The following is a 24,969-nucleotide window of genomic DNA, read 5'->3' on the forward strand; positions in this document are numbered from 1 at the left end:
AATTCCATTAAGGGCCAGATATACAGTCAAAAGACAAGACAAATCCTATCCGGCAAGAAAGTGCTTACCGAACAATGCCGTCGATAAATTGCAGGTGTTTCAGAAAAAGCTTTCCCTGCATCACAACTGGAATTCTGGTATGATACAGGGAAAGCTCAATTAAGATTACCGGTCAGTGCTTAATTTTTGGCCACTTTTTTCACCTGACCAAGGCCAAATTGATCACCGGCCGCCACTGCCTTGCCCCCATTAAAATGGATCTCTACCATTTTTTCGCTCTGAACATCGTTGTAGTCCTGATCTTCCAGCGTGGTAACAATTTTGCGGGTCTTCACGTCGATGACATCGCCGGTTGATGGATAGGCATATTTGCCATCCACGCTGAAGGTGATCCAGCCGGGCATATCTCTGACCAGAATCGATGTTTTCTGAACGGGCGGCATGACCGTATTGTCAAATACATGCACCCGGTTGTTGGCACCATCACATAGCCAGATTTCTTTTTCATCGGGGGTCATGCCGATGCCGTGGCTTGGGCAGCTATGACGCTTAACCTCGCCAATATTGAATCCTTCAACAACGACACGATGCAGAAACTTTCCGGTAACGAGATCGCCGATTTCGAAGCCAAGCAGACCATTCACATTCACGTACACGAGCGTTTGTGATCCGTTTATCGTGAACGGGCGAATGTCAGCGGCAAACGGGCCAACCTGTTTTGTCACCGTATGGGTTTTAGTGTCGGCCACGTTCAGCATTGTCGATTTTAGACCCGCCAGATAAACGTAATTTCCATCGGGTCCATAAATGGTATTATGGGCTCCCGAATTGGTCACGATCTTTTTGATAATATCGCCCGTTTTGGCATCCAGTACGTTCCAGAACTCTTTTTCTAAAGAAGGCGCATAGATAATCTTGCCATCGGGTGAAATTGATATCCGATCTACACCACCTTCATATTCTTTCTCCCACAACACTTTTTCGGTCGTGATGTCGACACATTGGATTGCTTCCAGGGTGCTGATATAAATGCAATTGGTCGACAGGCTCACATCGACACCTTTTACATTGGATGGTTTCCCCTTTTTGTTAAGTCCTCCCGTTTTAATGAATTTTACAAACTTATGGTTATTGTCGATATCGAAGACCTGAATACCATGACCACCATAGCCGAGGTAGTTCCGAATACCCGGCGTAACCACATACAGATAGCGCTGTACTTTAGGAGCGGGTTTAGGAGCATGTACAGCAAGGTTATTTTTTGAAGTGGATATCCAGGCGGTTGCTGATAGCAGAAATACCCCGCTCATCAGGACAAGAAGCATATTTTTTTTCGACTTCATGAGTTTTACTTTTTGAGGTTAAAAATGGTTCTGGCATGTATACTGAAAGTAGGCACGGGCTCAATCATACCCTGGATTCTGCGGGAAAATTGCGCGGTTATTGACCAATTGAATTTGAGCAAATGGAATGGGCCACAATGTATTGTGAGGCTTCATACCATATTTCTGCATCACCGTGTAGGCCTGGCCGGTTCTTACCAAATCAAACCACCGGTGCCCTTCAAAGGCCAGCTCCATACGGCGCTCCAGGGCGATTTTATCCCGCATTTGCGCCTGCGTTAACGTAGCGTATGGATCAACACCGGCACGAGTGCGTATCTGATTCAGCAAAGGCAAAGCCGATGAGGTTTTTCCGTTTTCATTCAAGGCTTCGGCATACATCAATAAGACATCGGCATAACGAATAACTTTCCAGTCGGCTGGGCTGTCGTTGGCAGTGGTTATGCGTGCAATGTATTTGCGGGTATAGGCCGACATGTTGTTGGAGGAAATAAGAATCGGAATAAACTTACCCGTTCCGTCGGTATAGCCTCTTGAAGCCGTTATGTCTTTTCGTTTATCCTTGGCTTCAAACAAATCGAACAGCACCTGATGGGGTGTATTCTGATCATCGACAGAACCGGCAATCCCATAAAACGCAATCATCGACGTCACCTTAGGCGTAAAGCGGTTCGTGTAAATGCTTCCTTCTCCGCCTAATCCCTGCTCATACTCAATATCGAATATGTATTCGCTGTGGTGCTCGTTTTTGCTATAATCCCATAAATCGGCCCAGTTGGGGAGCAAGGCATAGCCCATTGTGGTTACTTCCTGGAGTTTCGTTTCGGCCTTCGCAAAATCTTTACGAGTCAGGTATACTTTCCCGAGCAACGCTTTTGCAGCTCCTTTTGTGGCCCGGCCAACATCGGGTCCTGTATAACTGGCAGGTAGTTTGGCTTCCGCATCGAGCAGATCTTTGATGATGATCTCATCATAAATTTTATCCACTTTTTCGCGGGGCGTTTTGTAGGATTCGTCGATGCTGATGGATTTCGTCACAAAGGGTACATCACCAAATATTCTGACCAGGTCAAAATAAGCCAGTGCCCTTAGAAATTCAGCCTCACCAGTATGCCGGTTTTTGTTGGTAATGCTGGCATCGGCCGTACTGATCCGTTCCAGCAGAGCATTGGCGCGGGTGATTGCTTTATAATAATTCCGCCAGGTATTAATGAGAAGTGCATCGTCATTAGCCAGCGTAAAATTGTCAACAGCCCCGGCTGTGCCTTTTACCAGTTCATCCCAAACATCGTCTCCGCGTATATCGCCAAAGTAATACATGTTCGCATACTGATCCTGGAAAATACCATAGACGCCAATGACCGCATCCTGGTAGTCTTTATCGGTTTTATACAGAACGTCAACCGTTACTGTATCGACGGGAAGTATTTCGATAAACTGTTTGGAACACGACGTTAACAGCAGCGAGAAGACAGCGATTAAGGGTAGGATCTTTTTCATTCTACGTAATTTTTAACTGATTAAAAACCCAGATTGATGCCAAAAATGAGACTCTTCGCCGTTGGGTAATCATACCGCTCATTACCTGGAGTAAGCGGGCTCGAATTCATGCTAACATCCGGATTGAAGCCAATGTATTTCGTGAAAAGAAATGGGTTATTGGCCGTCACTGTCAACCGTATTGCGCTGAATGTAAGCTTTTTAGCTACGTTTTCAGGTAAAGCATAGCCAAATGCGATATTGTTGATTCGCAGATAAGACCCATCATCAAGCCAGCGCTGGCTATACGTTCCCCGGAAATTACCCGTAGGCACATCGTTCGGCCGGACTGAATAACCATTACCCGGATCGGATTCCGATTTCCAGTAATTGTTCATGATGGCATATTGCCGGAATCGGGCTCTGTCGTTGGCCGACTGTTCTCTGGATAAGGCAAGCACGCTATTTCCCTGAACTCCCTGTAGGCTGACACTTAACGTAAAGTTTTTATACGAGAAATTATTGGTCATGCCGTAGTAGAAATCCGGATAAGGAGAGCCCATCACCGTTCTGTCGAAGCTATTGATAACGCCATCGGGCTTTCCATTGGGACCACTTACATCCACAAACCGAACGTCACCCACCCGCGATGCATCACGACCACCGGGATTCCAGAGAGGACCCTTATCCAGGTCAGCTTTCGTCTTGAATATGCCATCGGTCAGCCACCCATAAAACATACCTACGGGTTGGCCGATCATGGTAATATTTCCGCCCGAAATAATGGGATCACCGGAAGGACCTAACTTCGTAACCTGGTTGCGATACATGGAGAAGTTCAGGCTCGTCTGCCACCGGAATTTTCCCTCTACGTTTACGGTGTTTACGGCAAACTCCCAGCCGGTATTTTTGACTTCACCGATGTTTTTTAATGCCGTGTTGAAACCCGTAATATCCGGCACATTGACGTTTAAGAGCAGATCAGTGTTTCTGGAGCGGAAGTGATCGATCGTTAAGGCAAGTCGGTTGTTTAAAAAGCTAACATCGATACCCGCATTGATTTGTTCCTGTTTCTCCCAGGTCAATGCCGGATTACCCAGCCGACCGGCCGAAAAACCACCCACGCCTGTATTGCCCAGTACGTACTTTTCGTAGTTTATCGTCGCTAACTGATCATAGTTGCCGATATTATTATTTCCCGTTTTACCATAGCTGGCTCTTAATTTCAGTTCATTCAGGAAACGAAATTCCTTCATGAAATTTTCGTCTGAAACACGCCAGGCCAGGGCTAGCGAAGGGAATAAACCGAATTTATTATCCGACCCGAATCGGGATGAACCATCGGTCCGAATCGAAGCCGTTGCATAGTACTTACTGTTGTAGTTGTAGTTGATACGACCCAGGTAAGAAACCAGCGACCACTCGGCTATGTTGGATGATCCACCCGTCAGGAGACCACTAACAGCACTTAAGGTCGGAACCAGGTTATTCGGGTATCGATTACTAGTCAACGTATTGGATTCGAACGTTTCCCGCTGGGTTGTATACCCAACCAGGCCGGTGAAGTTATGCTTGCCTACACTTTTCGAATAATTTACGGTCGTTTCTGTAATCCAGTTTAAACGCATGGATGCGTTATCGGTACCCGACGCCAATTCATTCAAAAAAGCAGGTAATTGGGGTTTAAAGTAGCTGCCTTTTATGTTCATCAGGTTTATGCCCAACATAACATTCACCTTTAAATTGGGCATAATGGCATATTCGAGGAAGGTATTTCCCAAAAAACCAAATCCTTTCTGTCTTCCCTTCACTTCTTTGGCCAGAGCCAGCGGATTTTTACTGGTCACCACGGCATCCAATCCGTTACCAAAAGGATAATAGCTCCCATCCGGGTTAAATAACGATTGATAAGTTGGGATTACGATGGCATTGTATAAAGGGTTGTTTGTAATATCGCTGTACGTTGTCAGGTCCTCGGCACCCGCTCCACCAACATTTGTTTTATCGGTATAGGATGGGTTAAAGTTTACTTTTAATGAAAGTTTCGGGGTTAGTCTGGCATCAATATTGGCCCGGAACGAATAGCGTTTGAAATTGCTGTTCAGAATGATCCCGTCCTGATTCAGGTACTCACCACTCAATGCATAGCGTATGTTATCACTGCCACCGGTTGCGCTTAATTGATATTGATGTTGGGGCGCTGTACGCAATATGGCATCCAGCGGATCTTCGTTGGTCGTTATTTTACCCGACAGCACATCGACAATTGTCTGCGGAACGGGGGCTTTCCAGGTCGTTGGATTTCCCGATACATCATTCCCCTCGTCAATATTCCGATTGCGGACTCCATCCAGGTAGTGTTGAGCTTCTTCAAGACCTGTCTGATAAACCGGCATTTTCGCTATTTTCTGGAGGCCAAACTGATAGTTGAAATTGATAACGGCTTTGCCCGATTTTCCCCGCTTGGTATTAATGATCACGACACCATTTGAGCCGCGAGAGCCGTAAATGGCGGTGGCAGAGGCATCTTTCAGGACATCTATGGTTTCAACATCGTTTGGATTTAAGGTTTGTATACTTGAAATCGGAAACCCATCGACAACGTATAAAGGCCCTCCCCCTGCCGAAATGCTACCAACACCCCGAATTCTGATTTGCGGTGCCGCACCGGGTTCACCCGAAACGGGCTTAACCTGAACCCCGGCAATTTTACCCATAAGCGCCTGATCAACCCGCGGTACGGCCAGTTCCTGAATGGATTTACTGCCTACAGAAGCAATTGAGCCGGTTAGATCTTTCTTTTCGATCGAACCATACCCGATCACGACGATCTCATCAAGCGTCTTATTGTCTGTTTTCAGCACAATATCCAGCGAAGTCCGATTGCCAACGGTGACTTCCTGGGCCAGGTAGCCAACAAAACTAAAGATCAGGATGGCTGATGCATTCGGCACATCCAGTTTATAGTGTCCGTCAGCATCGGAGGTCGTTCCTTTTTGCGCGCCCTTCAACACAATACTCACCCCTGGCAACCCTTCGCCCTTATCATCTTTAACGGTTCCCTGAACGGTTATATCAGCCGTTTTTTCCTTGTCAACAGGTGCTTCAGAGCCACTATCAGACGACGACTGTCGGTTATCCGGCTCATTTTCAGGCTTGTTCAGCGCTTCAGGGGATATAGCCTGGACGGGTACACTGTTAACTTCCGGCTTTCCCAGTGGCTCCCTTGCCACAACGACATAGCCCCCGTTTTTTACTTTTTTGTAGCGTAATCCCAGCGGTTTTAAAATAGTGCTCAGGTTTTTCTCAATGTTCGCATTGAAATTAACAGCATCTGCATCCACGGTCAGCCCCTCTACGTTCCGATCCAGAAACAGGATATCGATGGCATAATGATCCTGTAGTTTTTTCAGAACATCTTTCAGTTTCTTCGAGGAAGTTTTTATTACAGCCTCCTTCTGCTGGGGTGGTTGTGCTCTGGCCAGCGTTTGCGAAAATCCAGGGCGTACTCCTCCCAGCGCCACTCCTGCCAGGAGTAGCACGCGTACAATTTTCTTCATAGTTTGTAGTAGGTTTTGGGGTTAATGAGCTTGGGTTATGATAATCGTATCTCCTTGCTGTCGATAACTCAGATTGGACGCACTCGCCAGGGTCTCCATCAGCTCGGCGGCACTGTAGGCCGTGAAGGCCCCCGAAATCGTCCACTGCGTCAACGCTTTATCCGGGATCTGAACCTGGATGCCATAGTTGCTGGCAAACAAACCGCTGATCTCGGCCAACGTAGTGCCATCAAAGACAAACCGATGCTCCTTCCAGGAGGTATAGTCCTGCGGTTTAGGGGTTTGCCGGAGGCTGATATGGCCTTTCTGATCGAAGGTGACCAGATTGCCGGGCTTCATGGTCAATTGCTTGCTGGTGGTGCCTTCCTGATACTTCAGCCGGACTTTGCCTTTGTTGAGTACCACTTTGGTGCCTTGCTCGCGGGTGTTGACCAGAAACTGAGTGCCCAGCACCAGTACTTCGAAATTTTTATTGGTCTGTACCACAAAGGGTTGATTGTCAACCAGGTGTTTGATGTCGAAATCAGCCTCGCCCACTAAGGCTACATGGCGGGTTTTACGGCCAAAGCCAAATCGGGGTACGCGTAAGGAGGAGTTGGCATTGAGCGTGACGTGGCTGCCATCGTCGAGGGTGAGGCTACGGGTTTCCCCGAAAGCGGTTCTGTGGGTGGCAAACAGGAGGGTATCTCTGAAGAAGAGCCCGCCCAGCAGGAGGATGGTTGCGCTAACGGAAGCGGCTATCATCCAGCGAAACCGGCTACTACTTAACCAACTAAATCTGGGTTCCAGCCAGGAGCTTTCCTGAGACTGTACATGTATATTTTGCTGGACAGCCATTCGTTGCTGATGCCGTTTGAAGGCGGCATTGGCATCTGCCATAAATTGCGGATTCTGGCTTTCCCAACTAGCCAGGCACTCGAAAAAGAGCTCTCGATTGCTTTCCTCTTTAGCCCACTCGTCAATGGCCTGTTTTTGCAAAGCCGTTGCCCGGCCAGCAAAGTAGTTGAAGAGTGCTTCTTTCGATACCTGGTTTTTCATGTGGAGATAGTTAATAGCATCATGACGGTTTTTATTAGAAAAAACACTTAGTCATGTGGCTAAAAAATAGAACTGGCTTACTACAAATAAGATCATCAGCCATTTGTCTTTCAGAGTGTTCTGAATCTGGCGCATGGCCTGATAAATATGGGCTTCGATGGTGCGGAGCGACAGATGCAGCTCATCGGCAATCTCCTGGTATCTCTTCCCTTCAAAACGGTGCATCACATATATCTGACGCCGTTTGAGCGGCATGGCATTGATGGCGTTCTCCACATCGTGGTACAACTCTTCATACTGGGTAATCGAGTCGGGGCTTTGGGTGATGTGGGCGGCAATCGAGTCGGCTTTATCCAGCGAGGTGGTGTGGCGCATCTCGGCCCGAACGTGATCGAAGGCCCGGTTTCGTACGGCCGTAAACAGGTAGGCCCGGTAGGAAATGGTAATGGACTGATAGCGCAGATTGGCATGAAACTCGTAGAAGATATCCGAAACGATATCCTCAGCGATGGCTTTGGAGGAGACATACCGAATAGCATGGCTGCACAAGAGGGCATAATACTGGCGGAACAGGAGGCTAATGCCCGCGTCAGGGTTCTGCTCAAAGGTTTTCCGAAGAAACAATTCGTTGTCCCATCGTGCCTGCTGCTCAGGGTCCTGGCCTGTCTGTTCTCGTGCCAAACCGGATGGTTGTTCTGCTGATTGATGCTGAGTTAGTTGCCAGATTTGTCCCATCTCTGTTGGTGAATGAAGCCGATCGTTCATTTCTGTACCCTCTCTTAGTCAATAACACGGAGTTGTCTATTTTCTAAGAAAGCCTATATGCTAATAAGACTGATAGGCCACCCAAAAACACTTAGTCTTATTTGATTATTTTTTTGAAAAATTGAATTAAAAAATGGAGACCTTCTATTTCAACCTTATTTATGCTAACGGTCACTTACTAAATCGGCACGATTTGAGAGTGTCAACGCACCGATTATCACCTAAACTCTCGTGAACTCCCCGGCAGTTGTAGTTGGATTAGCCTATTACCTGGCCAAAAAGTTGATGGTACATTAAATAGCTATTCAGCAAAAAAAAGCCCGGTCCAATGTAAATTGGACCGGGTGGGAGTTGAAAGGTGTGGAAGTAAGCGAAAAGCTTTAGCCGTCTGATGCCCGGAAGTGGACCATTATCTATTACGCCAACTAGAACAAATCTGGATAACCTTCGGGTTATAACAGATCATTCCATCCAAATACAAAAAGTAACAGGTCAATACAGAAAAATATTACACCACTTAACCGATTGCTTTGTCATATAACAAGCTACATTGGCTATCAATCACCTGATTTCATATTTTCCACCGAGGACGATAGTTTGTGGAATAAAAAACAATCTCGAAAACAGTGTGCGTATGACCCAAAATTCAGATTAGATATATTGATTGATAATACTTTCGAGCCATTCCTGCTTGCCACTGCGCAATTGAGGTTCGCCATTTTCCAGTGTATAACTACGCAAATCGTCAAGCGTCAATTGCCCGGCTTCAAACGCTTTACCCTGCCCCTGATCAAAAGAGGCATACCGTTCTTTTCTAAATTTGAGGTAATCCGATTCACGTAAAATTGCATCAGCCACAATAAATGAACGGGCAAAAGCATCCATGCCACTGATGTGGGCAATGAATAGATCATCCAGATCCGTAGAGTTTCGGCGCACTTTGGCATCGAAGTTTATACCACCTGGTTTAATACCGCCCGCCTGATGAATGACCAGAGCCGCTTCAACCAGTTCATAAATATTGATTGGAAACTGGTCTGTATCCCAGCCATTCTGGTAATCGCCCCGATTCGCGTCAATGCTCCCCAGCATTCCGGCATCAGCCGCAATCTGCAATTCGTGGTCGAAAGTATGCCCAGCCAGTGTAGCATGGTTTACTTCGATGTTCAACTGAAAATCCTTGTCAAGCCCGTATTGACGCAAGAAGCCAATTACCGTTGCGGCATCGTAATCATACTGATGCTTAGTCGGTTCCATCGGCTTTGGCTCAATGAAAAACGTACCAGTAAAGCCTTGTTTACGAGCATAATCGCGCGCTATCGTCAAGAATTGAGCCAGGTGCTCTACCTCCCTTTTGACGTTCGTATTTAGCAGTGACATGTAGCCTTCCCGCCCACCCCAGAACACGTAATTTTCTCCACCCAACGCAATCGTTGCGTCAATAGCATTCTTTACCTGCGTTCCGGCATAGGCTAGAACGGCAAAATCCGGATTAGTCGACGCGCCGTTCATGTAGCGTGGATTTGAGAAGACATTTGCGGTTCCCCACAGCAACTTAACTCCACTTTCTGCCTGCTTTTGCTTCGCATAGTCGACAATGGTTTGCAGGCGTTTTTCGTACTCGCTTGCCGATGAACCCTCATCGACCAGATCAATGTCATGAAAACAGTAATAAGGTGCTCCAATTTTTGTAATAAACTCAAAGGCGGCATCCATCTTCATTTTCGCCCGTACGTTGGCATCCTGATCCTGATCCCAGGCGAAAACGCGTGTGCCAGGGCCAAATGGATCGCCCCCTGTTCCGGTAAATGTGTGCCAATAGCTGATGGCAAAGCGCAACTGCTCACGTAAGGTTTTACCCCCGATCACTAGTTCAGGATTGTACCATTTGAACGCTAACGGATTTTTCGATTTAGGGCCTTCGTAGGCAATGGAGCCAATCCCCTTGAAGTATTCCTGGTCGCCCAGTGTAATGTTTGACATGATGATTAATTGATTAGGCGTTAATTCACTCTGTTAGATTTGTTTGAGAACCCCAGCTTCGATGAGCCGACAACTCGACCAGATCCGTTTATGGCTAGCTGAACAAGCGTTCTTCTATTTAAAGGTGTAAATTTGACACTTATTTTTTAATTGTCAAATTGACACCTTTATTTTTATCATCAGAAAACCATGTTTCTCGTCTATTGGTAGGTTCTGGTGAATCAAACGTTGTTCTTAACTCTTGCGACCTGGAAAGGAAGGCATCCATTAACAAAAAGAACTTGACTTTTGATCGACTTGTCAGATTGCAGCTAGATTACTTTAGCTATAATTGACACATATAACAATAGAAGGCTGGGCAATATGGGAGATTTTCTATCCTGAGATTGCGCTGTACTTCGTCTTTATAACTTACTATAAATTAGTACTAAAATTGGAGTGATAAGTAGGTACAGTCTTCTGACTTTATAGTATAAATGCTGTGAGCTGTTTCGGATTCAACAAAAATAAAATCCCCTGTCTGCGCCCCTTTCAGCTCTCCATTAAGTTGCACCTGAACCGGGTGATCCAGGATGACAAGAATTTCTGCCGCCCGGTGAGAATGAGCCGGTTGCTTACCCAAACCAGCTCCGAGTTTCACGATCTGCGCGACCATGCGATTGCTCATTATAGTCGAATAAGCTTTAGTTTGTCGGTTCTCTCCCTCAGCTTTAGCACTCATCTCCTGCCAGTCGATCCAGAACGAGTCGCCAACCAGCCGATACAAATCCAGATCCGGCATTTCATTGGAGGTGTAGCGCATCAGGTAATAAGTTAGCGATTGGCTCGCTTTATTTTCTACCCGATAATCGTCTCCTGGCATGATTACCGCAACGCAACCGGGTCCCAGAATTTTGCGTTTGCCCCCAAGCGTCAGTGTTAATTCCCCCGTTTTGATGATCAGCACAGCCTCTTCATCAAGCTGTTGAGTAGGCTGGTTGGGCTGATTAGCCTTTAAGGTTATGTCTTGAACAATTAAGTGGGAAAAATCCCGGGTGGTTCCTTCCAACAGGGTTCGCTCGTCGTAGCCTGTATGTTTAATAATTGGTGACTGGTTATAGGCGTAAACGTTTGATGTAATGGCTTGAGAAAAAGCTGGAAAGGAGGCTGAAATAACGATACAGACAAGCAGGAAGGTGTTCATTATAAACGTTTTACTGGAATTGAGCTACGTGGTTTCTAGGGGAAACCTTGTTGTGTTTATAAGATGTTGCAAATCGCTCCAATCTATTTTTTCATCAGCCTCTTTAGACAAAGTCATACTGGTCTAATCCTTGTCAAACAGTCGACTTTCATAAAGACTTACTGAGGTAGTTCACCAAATCGCCAAGCCCGTAAATTTACGACTTAAATGAAAAGTTTATGTAAACTCTTCGATAAGTGCACCACCATTCCAGCTAACTGGCAACCTAGAGCGTTTATTTTGTAAGCTTAAAAACGTTCACGAAAAGATTGACTTTCGTGAACGCTCACTATAAAAGTACACTACCTTAAAAAGTAAGGGACACAACTTTGGTGGAGTCGATAAAACGTGTAAATACTTGATTAGGATCTGTACAACCAGGATGCCGTTATTGTCCGCTTACTGTATACGAGTAAATAGTTGCTCTAAATCTGGCTCCCAACTCGTGCCGCTTCTGTTCAATTCTCCTTTACCGATAATCGTATTATCGCCGTCAGTAAATGTCCAGGTACACCGTTGTGAGAAATTGGGGGCGTTTCGCCACCATGTCAACACATTATCGTGAAAGGAAACATCATATTTTCTTGATACTTTCCGCTCATCAAAGTAGAGCATAAATAATTCACCTGTATCATCGTCGCTGCCGAAGATGGCAATACCAGTCGGGAACAACTCTTCATTCACCTTAGAATGCCAGATCAGAAAAGCGCCCCCTTCAATCCAGTTAAAAGAAGATCGTCCGTTTACCAGCTTACCTGGAAGAGATGGGTGTGTTCCTGAGATTTTCCAGTCACCGACCAATTTACTGAATTGGTTAAGGGCTGGATTTGGAATCTGTGCTTCATGGAAATCGTGTTTTTTCATACGTGTCAATGGTTTCAGGCTATGCTTATTTCCTAAAAGGCGGCCATTAGACAAGCCCACCGACTCGTTAATCGACCAATATTTTCGTCCATGTTTGCCAATAAAGTAAGTTAACGATGTCTAAGTACCTGCTTAACAGTTGCTGGTTGGCCTTTGTTATTACCCTACTTAAATCCTCTCAACCGGGTTCAAAACAAAGTCAGACCGTTTAGCACCTCGCCTTCATCAAGAGTATTTGTTGACTTGTTTGAGAACAGGGCATCGACCTGGTTACGAATCCGAATCTTGACAGTAAGTTCAGGGCGTTCAGATTCGCAGCATCAGCATGGACAGTGCTGCCGATAGCATCCAGTGCAAGTGGGTTCATGACGGTCGTTTTCATATCGTTTCTGCGTTCGCTATAAAAGTCATACAGAATTGCCTGGTTATTACACACATAACAGGAAAAGATGTAACGCATTACGAAAAAAAACTTATTTTCGCCTGCTTTATTCCGTTGAAAACCCCTTACTTCAATCTTGTGATGATACGTCTATTCACGCTCATTGGCTTAACCTTTTTGCTTTTTGTCAGTGCCAGTGCCCAATCGCCCATTGAGGTATTTTACGAAAAAGATAACCTTGGCGCGTATGCCTTTTCCTGTCGAAATTCGAGCTACTGCCCCTACACGATTACCATTACCTTCACCGAATTGAACGGGCTGCGGAGTTCGGCAATACTACCCTATCAGACAGATGTCATGCCGGGGCAGCAGTCGCTTTTCAAGCTTCAACCTCAACCCAATCAATCCACTTCGTTTCGGTATAACGTCAGTTCCATAAAAGGGTGTAAACGACCTAAAATAGATACGGCCCTGGTGTATCTGCTACCGGTGAGTCCTGGCAAACGAGTTAGTACTACCGAATTAGCTTATCTGGGCAAGCTCTACGCCGGTCAGGCAGAACCCAAAGACTGGTATTCACTGGCCATTAAAATGAATAGCGGAGATACGGTGTTTGCGGCCCGTCGGGGAAGGGTATCGGCTGTGCGCAGTGATGCCGTGCCCACGGGGGCTCATCTAGGATTTAACCGCGACGACAACATGGTGGAGGTCAATCATGCCGACTGTAGCTTTGCCACCTACACCGTTTTCCGGCCAAAAAGTATTTTCGTCGTACCGGGTCAGTTTGTTGAAGCGGGAACCCCATTGGGTATCGTTGGGGGCGAAAACTACGATTATGGGCCGCACGTGCGTTTTACGGTGCATTATAATTACGAAGCTGCTATAATCAAAAACGGTAAGCTAACCGATGAGAAGCATTATTGGGCCTACGTACCCGTTCGATTCTGGCTCAGGGACGAGAAGCAATCGGGCCGGTTAGAACCCCGAAAGCCATACCTGTCCGATCATCCTGAATCAATTATTGAACAGGAAATGAGTAAACGGGAAGTGAAGAAGTGGCAGAGGAGCCACCTAAAATGAGGTTGTTTACTGCACTTCATGCACAGGAAACGCACTGTCTTGATTAACCTGAATCATAACGCCCCACAGCCTGAACCGTGGGACGTTATATTGTTCACAATACCCTCACGACGCTACAGTACTCATGTCTGTAGATTAACCGGCACCCGAATCGACAGAGCCACTTGCTGGTCAGGCACAAGCTTGATTGCGTATTTGAATTGAAAAAGTATTCGATGAACTATCGAGTCCTATAAAAAACGGCTGACTCTACCAGAGCCAGCCGTTTTGGGTGAATGTTACTGACTTGCTTTTACTTTTTAGCAGTAGCAATGAGGTCATTTGCCATTTTTACGTAATCTGCATTTTTTGCTTCAGTCGCCAGCGCAACCGTTTTCTCAGCACTGGCAATTGCACTGGATTTTTCTTTTAATTTCAGTTCAATCCGGGCTTTCAGCAACATCACCCAGAATGCTTTCGGGTTTTGTTCCGTTGCTTTGGTTACCCAGCCTAATGCCTGTTTCAAATCCCGATTCGTATCATAATAATAGCTGGCGGCCTCAAAATAAGCCGGTTTATCAGATGCCAACGAAGCCTCGATATTCTTCACGATAGTCTGATCAATATCGGCGGTAATGGCTACAGGAACGCGGGTTTTATCCCACATAATTTCCAGCACTGCCGAGCTTGGCAGGATATCAGCTATGTTGATCGTAAAAGTTTCTACTTTGTTGGCCAATGTAGTAGGTTTCACTTGAACCCGTACGACTTCGTTTTCTTTTTTATAATCTCCCACATTAGCACCCAGATCAAGGTCTTTAGAAAGCATTACTTCCCAGCTGGTTTTGCCTGGAATTGTAAACAGCCCGTACGTACCCGCTTTCACCTCTTTCCCTTCTAGTTTCACATCCGATGAAAAGGTAATTTTTGAAGTTGCGTTGGCCCCCGTCCGCCATACTTTATCATAAGGAACCAGATCGCCGAAGATGCTCCGTCCTTTTACGGCCGGTCTTGAGTACTCGAGTGTAATATCACCCAGGGCGAAGCTTTGTTTAGTGGTTTGTGAAGGACTGGCAGCGGGCACTTTAAGCTGAGCCTGAGCGATTGGGAGTGAAGAAAGCGTAATTAGAATGGTAAAGGCAACTGGCAGGAAATGTAGGTGCTTCATACTGCAGGAATGATGAAATGATAGGTTGTGAGTTTATTTTTTGACGCCCAAAGGTACAGATTATTGTGCCAGACTTCCCGTCGGACAGCGGAACTTTGTGCTATTTCGTGATTATTACTGAGTTATGCTGGATGGCCATTTGTGTTGTTTAACTCATTGTATACGTCAGCAATGCACTATTCAAGACTGCCTGCATCCTGCTCATTTAACAGTTAATCAGGGTAGCTGGGAGGATTGGCAACAGTTGTGTTAATCTGTATTTGATGAAGCTGTCTTTATTTTTTATCCGGGTTTGATTCTTAATTCACGATTAATATTATCTGGTTTGGTGCAATGCTTTATGCTAATTGATCGTCTTTATTATAACCTGTTTTTGTTCTCAGGTTTAAACAATAGATAGGAATACAGGTCCCGGCTCTTCCTTTGGATAAGCCGGGCCTATTACTTAGTTTAGTCATATCTGATATTAGTTAGCGGATGAGGTTATTGTGTACCTAACCGATTAAGTACGCTTAATAAATTCACCCAGAATTTCCAGGCCGTTTGCATACCTTTGGGTAAGTCATCTAGGGACAACGAGATAGACGCCGTTTATACCTTTTGATTATGTGAACGCCCCGTCTGGCTTTTAGTTAGCGGGGCTATTTTGTTTACTTGGCTTGATTAAGGGTTACTGGAATCTATTAATTGTCCCATCTTTATATCGTCATCATCTACTAGCGCGCCATACACTGCTTTTTTGTTTGAAGAAACTCACGCTTGCTCTTCATGAACATCATCAGCTAAAGAAGGCTACTGGGTATGGGCAGAACCATGCTTATTTCCCGTTTGGGCCGCCGATCAGTAAATAATACAACCTGTTATCCTCAAAATGGGTCCAAATAGTAGAATAGGTTAAGAAAGCTTTAATCATGAAGGAAGTGTTTATTCTGCTAAGTATTGGAGCTCATCTCCTGTTTTCGCTTCACTATGCGACGCAGGCTTACAAAGAGCCAATGACGCTACCTAAACGCCTGCCCTCGCTTGTAAAGGCTTTGGTGTATGGTACATTTGGCCTTTTGATGCTATATGGATGGCTACATTTAGGATTGAAATCAACGAAATCCGAGCGAGCGAGGAACTCTCAAACGACAATCTCCCAAAAAGGATAATTACCGTTTAGCCTATTAGCGTTTGCATTAAATAGGAAATGGCAGGTCTACTTTCGAATTGTTACGTCTAAGCGTATAGACGCTGAATCTTACCAAAATCTTCACTTTCTATTTACAGTATTTTCTACCCAATCGAAAGCTTCTTTACACCCTGGCCGTTTCTACTCAACCTTAAACCTATAGAAGTAAATCAGTTGCTTCTATAGCCGAGTCAATAACAGCCATTAAATCCCCGGAATTAGAAGCCAGATCAAGCTGATCTTGCAATTTTATTAATACGTCCTTTTCATGACTAGGCAAGGAGTATCTCAAAGAATAAGCTAATCCTTTGCCTATTAGCTTCTTAACATACTTAAAGTGCTCTTCTACTGAACCTCGATTAAGTCTGGGCTTGCCCTCTTCTAAAAGAATCAAATCCTTCATTACTGAAAGATGAGTTTCATCGCTTGGATCACTGCCACAGTTAAGCGCACGGCACATAAACGTTTCATACCGCGATGCGGTCACGTATGCATTTGCATCATCCATGATTTTCTTTGGCAAGTTTTGCTATGAAAATAAAAACGAGTCAGCAAGATAGAAATACACAGCCAGAAAGTACATATCATCAGCTACTTACAATGAAATAGCGATTAAATCCGTAAGCTCAGTCAGTACACATTATAGTGCTGGCGGTTTGAAGAAACCACACAGGTGAGGACGGTTCGCCCAAGTACTGGTTGGCTATGTCGCTTCTTAAAACCTGATCGCTCATTATGGCTGAAGCTCTATGTACTCCAATGGTCAGGTTGAAGTACTCTATCTTATATCAATACTTGCAAAGCGGTGTCAAATTGGGTAGCCATCTAAGCAACTTTACGTAGTTAATCTTCACCTACGATGGAAAGTCTGGCTGTAGGGTTGCACCTAATTAGGTAGTTTTACAATCCCTCCAACCCGAATCAGAATCTTCCCTGAAAGTTCTATAAAACTCGGCTGAGCAACTACTCCATTAGGAACCTCAATTATATGTCCCTTATTTATTTTCACCAGACTACCAACACCTGGTACTACAGAGCAGGACCAAACAGTTGGATCGTTCCAATTACCCGATTTTAGCGTTTCATTAATGCAGAAATTATCATTAATTGAGATTAAATATTGACTAAAAGAGTCAATTTTTTCATTTGAAAACTCCAAAGAACTTTCACTATTTGCAGCATAAGTAAAATTAATCGCATTGCCCAGCTTAGTTAGCCACGTTGTTCTATCAAATGAATTCGATGGCCGCTTATACAGATTAAAATTCGTTAGTCTGCTATTATCCGGTAGCGGCAATTTGCCGAATTTTATTTTTTGTATGGGAGTAAATGTCGCATTTGTTCCATAATTATTAATGATATAATAGCCTTTGTTAGGCACTGAATAGGAGATTGAGTCTGGGTAGCTATCTGGCGCACCGTTCAATCTAAAGGCAACTACCTCGCCATTAGGAAATGTGCCAACATTAGGCCAAAAAAGTTCGATTCCAGTTCCAGGAAATGTATGCTGTCCACCGACAGTTATATCCTTACTAAAGCTTTGACCCGAAGCAATTGGCGCTGTTGACGGTATTAGAAAATTGGAATCAGGTAAAGTTATCAATGAACCAGAAACTAATTCCCAAACATATCGTGGATTTGAAGGTCCGGTTTGATTAAACTGAATGTATTTTATCAAACCAGTTTCGGCTATTCCTTCTCTTAATATCAAATGTTTTTTTTGGCGAATTTCAGTTTGAGATAACGCATAATTATAAAATTTCACCTCATCAATTTCACCTTCAAAATTACCACCCTGATGAAGGATATCAGGGTTAATAAAAAAAGGTTTTGTTGAAAGGTTGATAGGTAGCATTGGCCCAGCGTTTACAATTTCAGCAACTCCATTCAAATAAATTTTGACATTAGTTGGTGAGTAAACAAGTACGACATGGTTCCATTGCGTTGAATCAGCGATTAACTTGCTTTTTTGCCGAAATGTAACAGTATTATCCGTATAGCATAAGTTCAGGTTTTCAGTATATCCATTATATGAGAAACCCAAGCCAAAACCATATATAGAATTTGGATACGTATACTGCCCAATTATCTGGCTAAAGCTTTTTTGATTACCCTTGGGTTTGATCCAACAACTAATAGAAAACGAATTAGAGTTAATGCCGATAGTACCGATATTAATTTCTTTACGCTCACCTGATACAGTAAGTGCTTTGCCTGGTAAGGTATCGGATATGCATAAGCTTTTATTAAAATTAATCATATTGCTCACTGTTCTGATTGACGAACTATCCTGATTATTTTTTACTGTTAATGAAACAGTATAAAGGCCTGGGCCAGGATAAGTGACTTTTGGTTCGCGAACGTTTGAATTATTCACAAAAGAAGCTCCGGGAAAGTCCCACTTCCAGCTTGCTCCTGCATAATCAAGTATTGAATTATCGGTGAATGTTACCGTATCTTTATCACAGCTTATTTTATTTTTATTTGCCATGGGAATAGAAATGGGTGTACTTGCGGAATATAATGGACTCTCCCAAATACCTCTATTACCGGCCAATCTCAATTTATTATCTCTATAAAAAATAATTCCACCTTGCCTTGCTTCGAAATTTCGTGGCAGGCCTGTATTAAAATCTACCCAGTCAGCTAAATTATTATCCCTATAATAAACACTGGCATTCGGCGTATTCTGTATTGCATAAATTCCATCGTTAGTGCCTCCCTGAGCGGCTAAAAAGCTAATGTTTTTATTATTTAGTAATGTACCTGTATAATTAACCCAGGTATTTCCGGCATCGACCGACTTAAATACTTTATTGGACGCGGTTCCACCTTTTTGGCAAAACCATAATATATCTTCATTGCCAGAATTCACAACAATATCACTGTTGTAATATTTAAATACCACTCCACTTGGCAAAAATAGTTGCAACCATGTAATTCCACCATCTGTAGTTTTCCATAACCCTGTTGTAGTAATCAGATAGATTCTGTCAGGATTGCTTTTCGATATATCATATCGCCAAACATTTGTGCCAAAATCTTTAAGCTCATAATAGGTCAGTCCATTGTCCTCTGACTTCCATAAGCTGTTTTTATAACCAACATAAAAAATATTACTGTAATATGGATGAACTATTAACTTGCTGCTAAATTCTCCATAATTTACATTTGATGGCCATTTTTGATTCTGGTTATCGGCATTTTCGATCTTTCCAGCAAGTGATTGAGGAATAACTTTTGTGCCAACATCTCTAAAACCTATCTTGCCTTTTTTACCTGGTACTGGAAATACATGGCCGGTGGCATCTTCTCCCCCACCAACCAAAAGTGTATTTCCTGAACCATACGGTTCATATAAGGCTCCATTTCCATTATGATACCTACCCCCCACGACTAAATCTTCGGCCCAACCTTGATCAAAACCCCAAAAATCTGAACCAGATAGGCCTTTATGGCGAATCGAAAAATTAGCAGTTTCTGAAAAAAAATCACTGGAATAAACCACGCCCCCATCAGTGGAAATATAGGAGTCCATTCCATTTGCTACCATGCTTTGCATATCAGGATGCAAAGGAAATGATCCAATATATCCGCCAATCGGTTTGAAATTGGCACCACCATCCGTTGATTTCCAGGCTGAGGTCGTTCCAACGATTAGATGATCGGCGTTGGCTGGGTTCATCATTATCGCCAGATCATAGTAACCTTGCCCATTTGACATACCATTAGTTGTATCACGCCCTTTTAAACCTGTTCCTGTAAACGTAGTTATTACTGACCAAGACTGCCCAAAATCAGTACTTTTCAACAGCTTGGGGAAATCATTCTGTAAGGTGATGCAAAAAACAATATCAGGACTAACTGTAGTGGAATTTGTAGTAGCTAATCTGGCTCCTCTCGAAAAAGTATTCGCTGGGGATGGCTTCTCTGAAAAACTTACACCTCCATCAGTTGAGTAAAATATTTTTATAGTATCTGCCGATGACGCCCCCACCGCTATAACAATATCAGGGGATTTTCGACTATAAATTATATCGTAAAGTTTGGTGCCAATCGGAATTTTGTTTGGAATTGGCGATGTAAGAAAAACGGGTATTTTCCAGCTTGCCCCCCCATCACTACTCAGGTAAATATTATTTTGAGCAGCTATAATTACATTCCCATTGGGCTGAATTAAGATTTTGTTTACTTTGGTTTGAGTAAATGTAGCTAAAGTTGTCCATGTAGCTCCTCCATCTGTTGTTTTCAATAAGCCAACATTATTAGAAAATGCATAAACCAAATTTGCATTTCCCGGAGAAACAGCTATTGCACTTACAGATCCGGATAAAAAGTTATCATTGATAGAGTTCCAATTTAGTCCTTTATCCGTCGATTTAAAAATTATACCAGTCTCGGAGCCTGCATACAATATAGAGGAATCACTGGGTGCTATTGCTATTCTATAGATGTTGACCTGATAGTTTTTGAGTCCCTTATTATTATCGCTAAAAGTTTGCACAGGTCCTAAAAGAGACCATGATCCCGAATTTGTCGATTTTTTCGCGCCTTTACCCGCCTGATTTTTATTTTTTTCAAACTCACTTTGCAGTGATTTGTAAAGTCGCTTATCGATTTTAACAGAACCATCATTTTGAATAAATACTCGATTTTGGTTTAACCACCTTTCAAATGCTACCTCATAGGGATCTTCATCCTTCTCGTCCTCAATTTCATTTTCTTGAACGTCTTTTACTGATGATTCTTTTTTTTTCTTATTTTCTTTAATTAAAGATTCAATTACAAAAACATTGGGATTGTTCCAATCCACTTTTTTGACCCAATCTGGCTCTTCAATATTTTTGGGAATATTAAATATTTCACTTTTTTGAGCAATCAGTTGTGTCGAAAATAATATAAAAGTAATTATTTTGTAAATTTTTTTAACTAAAACGGCCATGTTCAATTTGGTCTTTTAAGTGAAAAATCAGGCGTTGCTAAACCCATCTTTATTCATTTATAAAGCAGAAATTACACACAAGTGTGTATGGCTTAGCTTTGTCCTATTTCTATCCCCCAAACTCACTGGATCACTGTATTCCGAACTATATTAAAAACATCTATCTTTTTGGTTGTTCCGTAGCTCCATTTCTACTTCGGATTCAGCTATCGTATTAATAAGAAAAAGGGACTTTGACGGCGATTAGACGAATGATCGATCCCGAAGTAACAGTACGTATTTGCTTGAAAGGAAGAAGCTTCTCAATATTGGCCTTAACTACAGAATTCTACCATCCAGGCCAGTAGGAGTATTTTCGACAAGCGACTTTCACTTTGTAGACGTATTGCTCTACTATTTATTGGATAATCTCAGTAAAGTTGCTGATATGGACCGCTTTGACACTGTTTAATGTGGGTAGTGTACTGAGTGAGGTCAGATTTATTAGCGCGAGTTTAGGTCCTTAAACCAGCTCCTGCAGGTCGACCATCCGCTTCCGGTTTGAATGAAGAGTGGGAGAATTAATAGGGCAAACTTTCCTCCATATGTCTGTTTAAGAAATAAAGACCTCATCGATTTCTTATTAAGAAATTTTCAGATGCATGGCTTGGCTACTTTGTTTGTCAAACCGGTTGAACTGGCGTAGATGGGATAACCATTCAACCCTAAAAAATTGAGGTTATCATCGTTGAGATGATACATCCAATAAGGCGACTAACGATAGTAGACAGATTTACGCCAACGCAACTGGGCTCAATAGTTGGGAAAATTATGGGGCAGGTAATCTCGCTACTGAAAGTAATTTCAACGGGTGATGTTACTATTGCTTTTAGTAGTGGGATTAATGACGAAAGCACTCACGTTTGAGGATTCATTCATTAAATCACACAACCATGCAACGTATTTTCATTACGCTGATTTACACTTTTTTAATTTTTACCACCTTTTCCTGCGGCAAGAAAAGCACCGATGGAGTTCAGTCGGCGTATTTTGTTAAAGCAAAAATCAATGGTGTCGACTTTTTTCATGATGCCAGCAATAAAAATCAGATGATGAATTATAGTGAACCGAATGGTTATGTCAATGCCACCTTTAGTGTGTTTGTCAGTCCCAATAACGTTGAACAATTTGGCTTTACCTGCCTTGGTTACGAACACCGAAAACCCGAAACAATGACCATTCTGGGCGGTGGTTATTCAAAAGGAAAGACCGAAATATATGCCGCGAACAGCGCAGTACAAGCCAATGGTAAGTGTTCTATTACTAAAATAGATGATAAGGTAATTGAAGGAACCTTTTATTTCGATGCCTATAGTGAAAATGGCATAGGTACTACGAAAATCAGCATTACCGAAGGCCAATTCCGTCTGGAATTCTAGTAGATTTAACACCCTACGAATCAACCGTTTTAATGTAGCCTACTTTACATAAAACATATGCCAGTAGGAATTCCAGAATTCCTACTGGCGAACAGGTCGGTTTACTGCAGGTGAAACCGGCAACCAATTATAGGGTATTTACCGCCAGCTTTGAAGTCTATTCCACCAGATATACACTCCTGACCATCAGCTTATTGGATAGCCGTACCTTTGATTCACCAAACTAACTATACAGGATGTCAATCATGAAAACGGCTCAATTAATTACTCTGCTAACCATCTTCATCGCCCTTACCCTTAACGCATGCAGCAAAAAATCGGATGATGCAATGCTTACTCAATCACAAACTACAGTAACATCTTCACAATCAGCTATACAGACAACGCCTATTCAGTCAACGATTAGACCACAGTGGGCTTCCAGTGCAGACTGATCGCAGCCGTTTAATCATAGCACACTTCCTTAACTAAATCAGGTTATTGTCATGAAACCTGGCTGGTTTCCTTGACAAAAATCAGAATGCCGGTACGAATAAAACCGCATCGGCCACCACCGGCCCGTCTACCTGCTTGGCGGCTATTTCAACCGATGAAGCCTGACCTTTGGGCAGTTCATAATCACCCAAAGCAACCCATTCGCCCGATGTCTGTCCGACAACAACAATATCCGCTGTTTTGATCGGAATCGATTTACTGCTTTTTCCGTCTGAAACGGTAATCCCCAATTCGGAAGCACTTTTGGCTAAACGCGGGAAGTAAGCGTAAACGCGGTATTTACCCGCTTTTACGATGTCGGGCGTAAACCGTACGGTTGCCTTTTCCTCTCCCTGACCTTCATAAATCAGATAGGATGGGCCATACCCACCTTTACTCTTGTTCTCGACACGCCACGGGCCAGTAATTGTGGTCATCTTTTGGCTATCATTGTCTACCAGAATTTCGGGAGTACTCCCATCGGCCAGTGGATTGGCCTTCAGTTCCTGTTGTAGTTTAGCAATATTCACTTTTTGCACACTGGTTTTCGCGTCGATCGCCATGGCCGCTGCCAACGCAGTCGATTGACCCAATACCATGAAAACGGGTTCCATTCGAATAGAACCGTATGCAATGTGCGAAGCCGACAGGCAAACCGGCACCAGCAGATTCTGGCATTCGTTTTCTTTTGGGATCAGGGCACGGTACGAGATGGGATAAGGCCCAAAACCACCGACCTCCACATTCCCTTCATTCTTAGCCATTTTCTTGCCATCTTTTTCAATGACGATGCGCTGGATGTTATGCGAATCCATTGTGTAAGCCGCCATACCTACCCCGTCGGTTACTACTTCCTTACCCTGGCAATTCGCCTGCGTCATGACATAGGCTCCTACCATCCGGCGGGCTTCCCGAATGTAGAGTTGTGGCGACCAGTTGCCCGTATCGGTGTACTCATCTTTCGGATAACCCCATTTCAGCATTTGGTCCCGAAGCTCCTGAGGCACGCGAGAATCATGACCGAAAAAATAGAGCAACCCTTTGGTATACAACTCGTGGTCACGGATAATCTGCGCCCGCTTTTCGTAGCTTCCGTCCGGATATCCGTAATTCATCCCGATCATATCCGTCGAGAAACCGTTTCGATTGTTGATATCGGTTTTTTTGTTGGGCATTCCACTCCAGATAAAATAATCGTTGAGCGACCGCTTCTGGGGTTGAGCAGCAATCAGCCGTACCAGCAATTCGTACTTTGTTGAATCATACCCGGCCGGACGCGTAATAGCCACCTGATTGGCCGGATCAGACGAAAGACAAATGCGGTAATTGTAGGCTTGCGCTTTATTGTCACCCGTTCCGTTGGGTTCCAGTTTCGCCGGGCTGACGCCCCAGACTAAGCCCGAGTCTGGATTTCCGGGTGTTTTGTAAGGATCAATTCCATCGGGCAGTTGATGACCGGTCATCAACTGCACACCACTGATGGTTTCATTGTATTTTGAATTATCCTCACGCCCAACGGTGTAGGAAACACCGGCTTTTGCCATCAGATCGCCTTCATAGGAGCAATCGATAAACATCTTAGCCCGAATGGTTCGTTTGGCCAACGGTTTATCCGAATTCTCCAGAACAATTTCCTGAATCTGCCCACTGCTTTTCTTAACGCTCGAAAGCCGATGCGAAAGTAATACGTCGATCTGTCCGCGCTTGACATATTCACTAAATAAGTCCTCGGCAACATGAGGCTCAAAAATCCACTGCTCAAACTTCCCGTAATGTTGCCCGATGCGTCGGTAATAATCACGGGCCAGACCCGTGATGGCGTATTTATTGCCAATATCTGTCAAACCCAATCCACCGGAGGTCATGCCACCCAGGTGCTTGCCCGGCTCGATGAGGATCACAGTTTTACCGGCTTTTCTGGCAGTAAAAGCAGCAATGACCCCACCTGACGTGCCACCATATACGCAGATATCGACCTGTTGCTGGGCAATGGCGGAGTATGTGAGCAATAAACTGAGACAGATTGTAATCGTGTAACGCATGATATTGTGGTTTTGTGGTATGACTGGTTCGTAGCTGTTCAGGAAGTTAACTGATTGCT

General features: G+C 43.9%; 14 protein-coding genes. 2 read left to right on the top strand and 12 right to left on the bottom strand.

What is annotated here, in order from left to right:
* Positions 1–179: 179 nt before the first annotated feature.
* The 8 genes from G8759_RS20980 to G8759_RS21015 all read right to left on the bottom strand — a co-directional run bounded on the left by G8759_RS20980 (position 180) and on the right by G8759_RS21015 (position 12,254).
* Complete coding sequence (locus G8759_RS20980) at positions 180–1,343, bottom strand: YncE family protein (protein ID WP_167211929.1); 1,164 nt, start codon at positions 1,341–1,343, stop codon at positions 180–182.
* A 60-nt stretch (positions 1,344–1,403) separates the two neighbouring features.
* Positions 1,404–2,843 (bottom strand): RagB/SusD family nutrient uptake outer membrane protein, encoded by a 1,440-nt coding sequence (locus G8759_RS20985; RefSeq protein WP_167211932.1) that lies wholly within the window; start codon positions 2,841–2,843, stop codon positions 1,404–1,406.
* Positions 2,844–2,863: 20 nt separating this feature from the next.
* A complete protein-coding gene (locus G8759_RS20990) occupies positions 2,864–6,382 on the bottom strand; it encodes a SusC/RagA family TonB-linked outer membrane protein (protein WP_167211935.1) in 3,519 nt (1,172 codons plus the stop codon).
* 21 nt (positions 6,383–6,403) lie between these two features.
* Entirely contained in the window at positions 6,404–7,420 is a 1,017-nt protein-coding gene (locus tag G8759_RS20995) for a FecR family protein (protein WP_167211938.1), read from the bottom strand.
* A gap of 51 nt (positions 7,421–7,471) precedes the next feature.
* Positions 7,472–8,185, bottom strand: a complete 714-nt coding sequence (locus G8759_RS21000; protein WP_167211941.1) for an RNA polymerase sigma-70 factor — start codon at positions 8,183–8,185, stop codon at positions 7,472–7,474.
* A 651-nt stretch (positions 8,186–8,836) separates the two neighbouring features.
* Entirely contained in the window at positions 8,837–10,168 is a 1,332-nt protein-coding gene (gene xylA / locus G8759_RS21005) for a xylose isomerase (protein WP_167211944.1), read from the bottom strand.
* Between the two features lie 427 nt (positions 10,169–10,595).
* The gene (locus tag G8759_RS21010) at positions 10,596–11,351 is read right to left on the bottom strand and encodes a cupin domain-containing protein (RefSeq protein WP_167211948.1); all 756 of its coding nucleotides are present in this window, start codon (positions 11,349–11,351) and stop codon (positions 10,596–10,598) included.
* A 438-nt stretch (positions 11,352–11,789) separates the two neighbouring features.
* Positions 11,790–12,254 carry a hypothetical protein gene (locus G8759_RS21015; protein ID WP_167211951.1) on the bottom strand — a complete coding sequence of 155 codons (465 nt, stop codon included), beginning with the start codon at positions 12,252–12,254 and terminating at the stop codon, positions 11,790–11,792.
* A gap of 523 nt (positions 12,255–12,777) precedes the next feature.
* On the opposite strand from G8759_RS21015, the gene G8759_RS21020 reads away from it, so the two are divergent.
* Positions 12,778–13,716 carry a M23 family metallopeptidase gene (locus G8759_RS21020; RefSeq protein WP_167211954.1) on the top strand — a complete coding sequence of 313 codons (939 nt, stop codon included), beginning with the start codon at positions 12,778–12,780 and terminating at the stop codon, positions 13,714–13,716.
* Positions 13,717–14,008: 292 nt separating this feature from the next.
* Here the strand turns inward: G8759_RS21020 and G8759_RS21025 are convergent, their stop codons facing one another.
* The 3 genes from G8759_RS21025 to G8759_RS21035 all read right to left on the bottom strand — a co-directional run bounded on the left by G8759_RS21025 (position 14,009) and on the right by G8759_RS21035 (position 20,976).
* Positions 14,009–14,863, bottom strand: a complete 855-nt coding sequence (locus G8759_RS21025; RefSeq protein ID WP_167211957.1) for a DUF2911 domain-containing protein — start codon at positions 14,861–14,863, stop codon at positions 14,009–14,011.
* Positions 14,864–16,191: 1,328 nt separating this feature from the next.
* A complete protein-coding gene (locus G8759_RS21030; RefSeq protein ID WP_167211960.1) occupies positions 16,192–16,542 on the bottom strand; it encodes a hypothetical protein in 351 nt (116 codons plus the stop codon).
* A 378-nt stretch (positions 16,543–16,920) separates the two neighbouring features.
* Positions 16,921–20,976, bottom strand: coding sequence for a LamG-like jellyroll fold domain-containing protein (locus tag G8759_RS21035; RefSeq protein WP_167211963.1), 4,056 nt, complete (start codon positions 20,974–20,976; stop codon positions 16,921–16,923).
* Positions 20,977–21,908: 932 nt separating this feature from the next.
* Between G8759_RS21035 and G8759_RS21040 the strand changes: the two genes are divergently transcribed.
* Positions 21,909–22,394, top strand: a complete 486-nt coding sequence (locus G8759_RS21040) for a hypothetical protein (protein WP_167211966.1) — start codon at positions 21,909–21,911, stop codon at positions 22,392–22,394.
* 515 nt (positions 22,395–22,909) lie between these two features.
* On the opposite strand, the gene G8759_RS21045 is transcribed toward G8759_RS21040, so the two are convergent.
* Entirely contained in the window at positions 22,910–24,910 is a 2,001-nt protein-coding gene (locus G8759_RS21045; protein ID WP_167211969.1) for an FAD-dependent oxidoreductase, read from the bottom strand.
* Between the last annotated feature and the right edge of the window lie 59 nt (positions 24,911–24,969).

Source organism: Spirosoma aureum (genome assembly GCF_011604685.1).
Lineage (GTDB): Bacteria > Bacteroidota > Bacteroidia > Cytophagales > Spirosomataceae > Spirosoma > Spirosoma aureum.

Bases quoted from the DNA above. Each gene is read 5' to 3' on its own strand.
- G8759_RS20980 (WP_167211929.1), bottom strand. From the start codon at position 1,343: ATGAAGTCGAAAAAAAATATGCTTCTTGTCCTGATGAGCGGGGTATTT.
- G8759_RS20985 (WP_167211932.1), bottom strand. From the start codon at position 2,843: ATGAAAAAGATCCTACCCTTAATCGCTGTCTTCTCGCTGCTGTTAACG.
- G8759_RS20990 (WP_167211935.1), bottom strand. From the start codon at position 6,382: ATGAAGAAAATTGTACGCGTGCTACTCCTGGCAGGAGTGGCGCTGGGA.
- G8759_RS20995 (WP_167211938.1), bottom strand. From the start codon at position 7,420: ATGAAAAACCAGGTATCGAAAGAAGCACTCTTCAACTACTTTGCTGGC.
- G8759_RS21000 (WP_167211941.1), bottom strand. From the start codon at position 8,185: ATGAACGATCGGCTTCATTCACCAACAGAGATGGGACAAATCTGGCAA.
- xylA (WP_167211944.1), bottom strand. From the start codon at position 10,168: ATGTCAAACATTACACTGGGCGACCAGGAATACTTCAAGGGGATTGGC.
- G8759_RS21010 (WP_167211948.1), bottom strand. From the start codon at position 11,351: ATGAACACCTTCCTGCTTGTCTGTATCGTTATTTCAGCCTCCTTTCCA.
- G8759_RS21015 (WP_167211951.1), bottom strand. From the start codon at position 12,254: ATGAAAAAACACGATTTCCATGAAGCACAGATTCCAAATCCAGCCCTT.
- G8759_RS21020 (WP_167211954.1), top strand. From the start codon at position 12,778: ATGATACGTCTATTCACGCTCATTGGCTTAACCTTTTTGCTTTTTGTC.
- G8759_RS21025 (WP_167211957.1), bottom strand. From the start codon at position 14,863: ATGAAGCACCTACATTTCCTGCCAGTTGCCTTTACCATTCTAATTACG.
- G8759_RS21030 (WP_167211960.1), bottom strand. From the start codon at position 16,542: ATGGATGATGCAAATGCATACGTGACCGCATCGCGGTATGAAACGTTT.
- G8759_RS21035 (WP_167211963.1), bottom strand. From the start codon at position 20,976: ATGGCCGTTTTAGTTAAAAAAATTTACAAAATAATTACTTTTATATTA.
- G8759_RS21040 (WP_167211966.1), top strand. From the start codon at position 21,909: ATGCAACGTATTTTCATTACGCTGATTTACACTTTTTTAATTTTTACC.
- G8759_RS21045 (WP_167211969.1), bottom strand. From the start codon at position 24,910: ATGCGTTACACGATTACAATCTGTCTCAGTTTATTGCTCACATACTCC.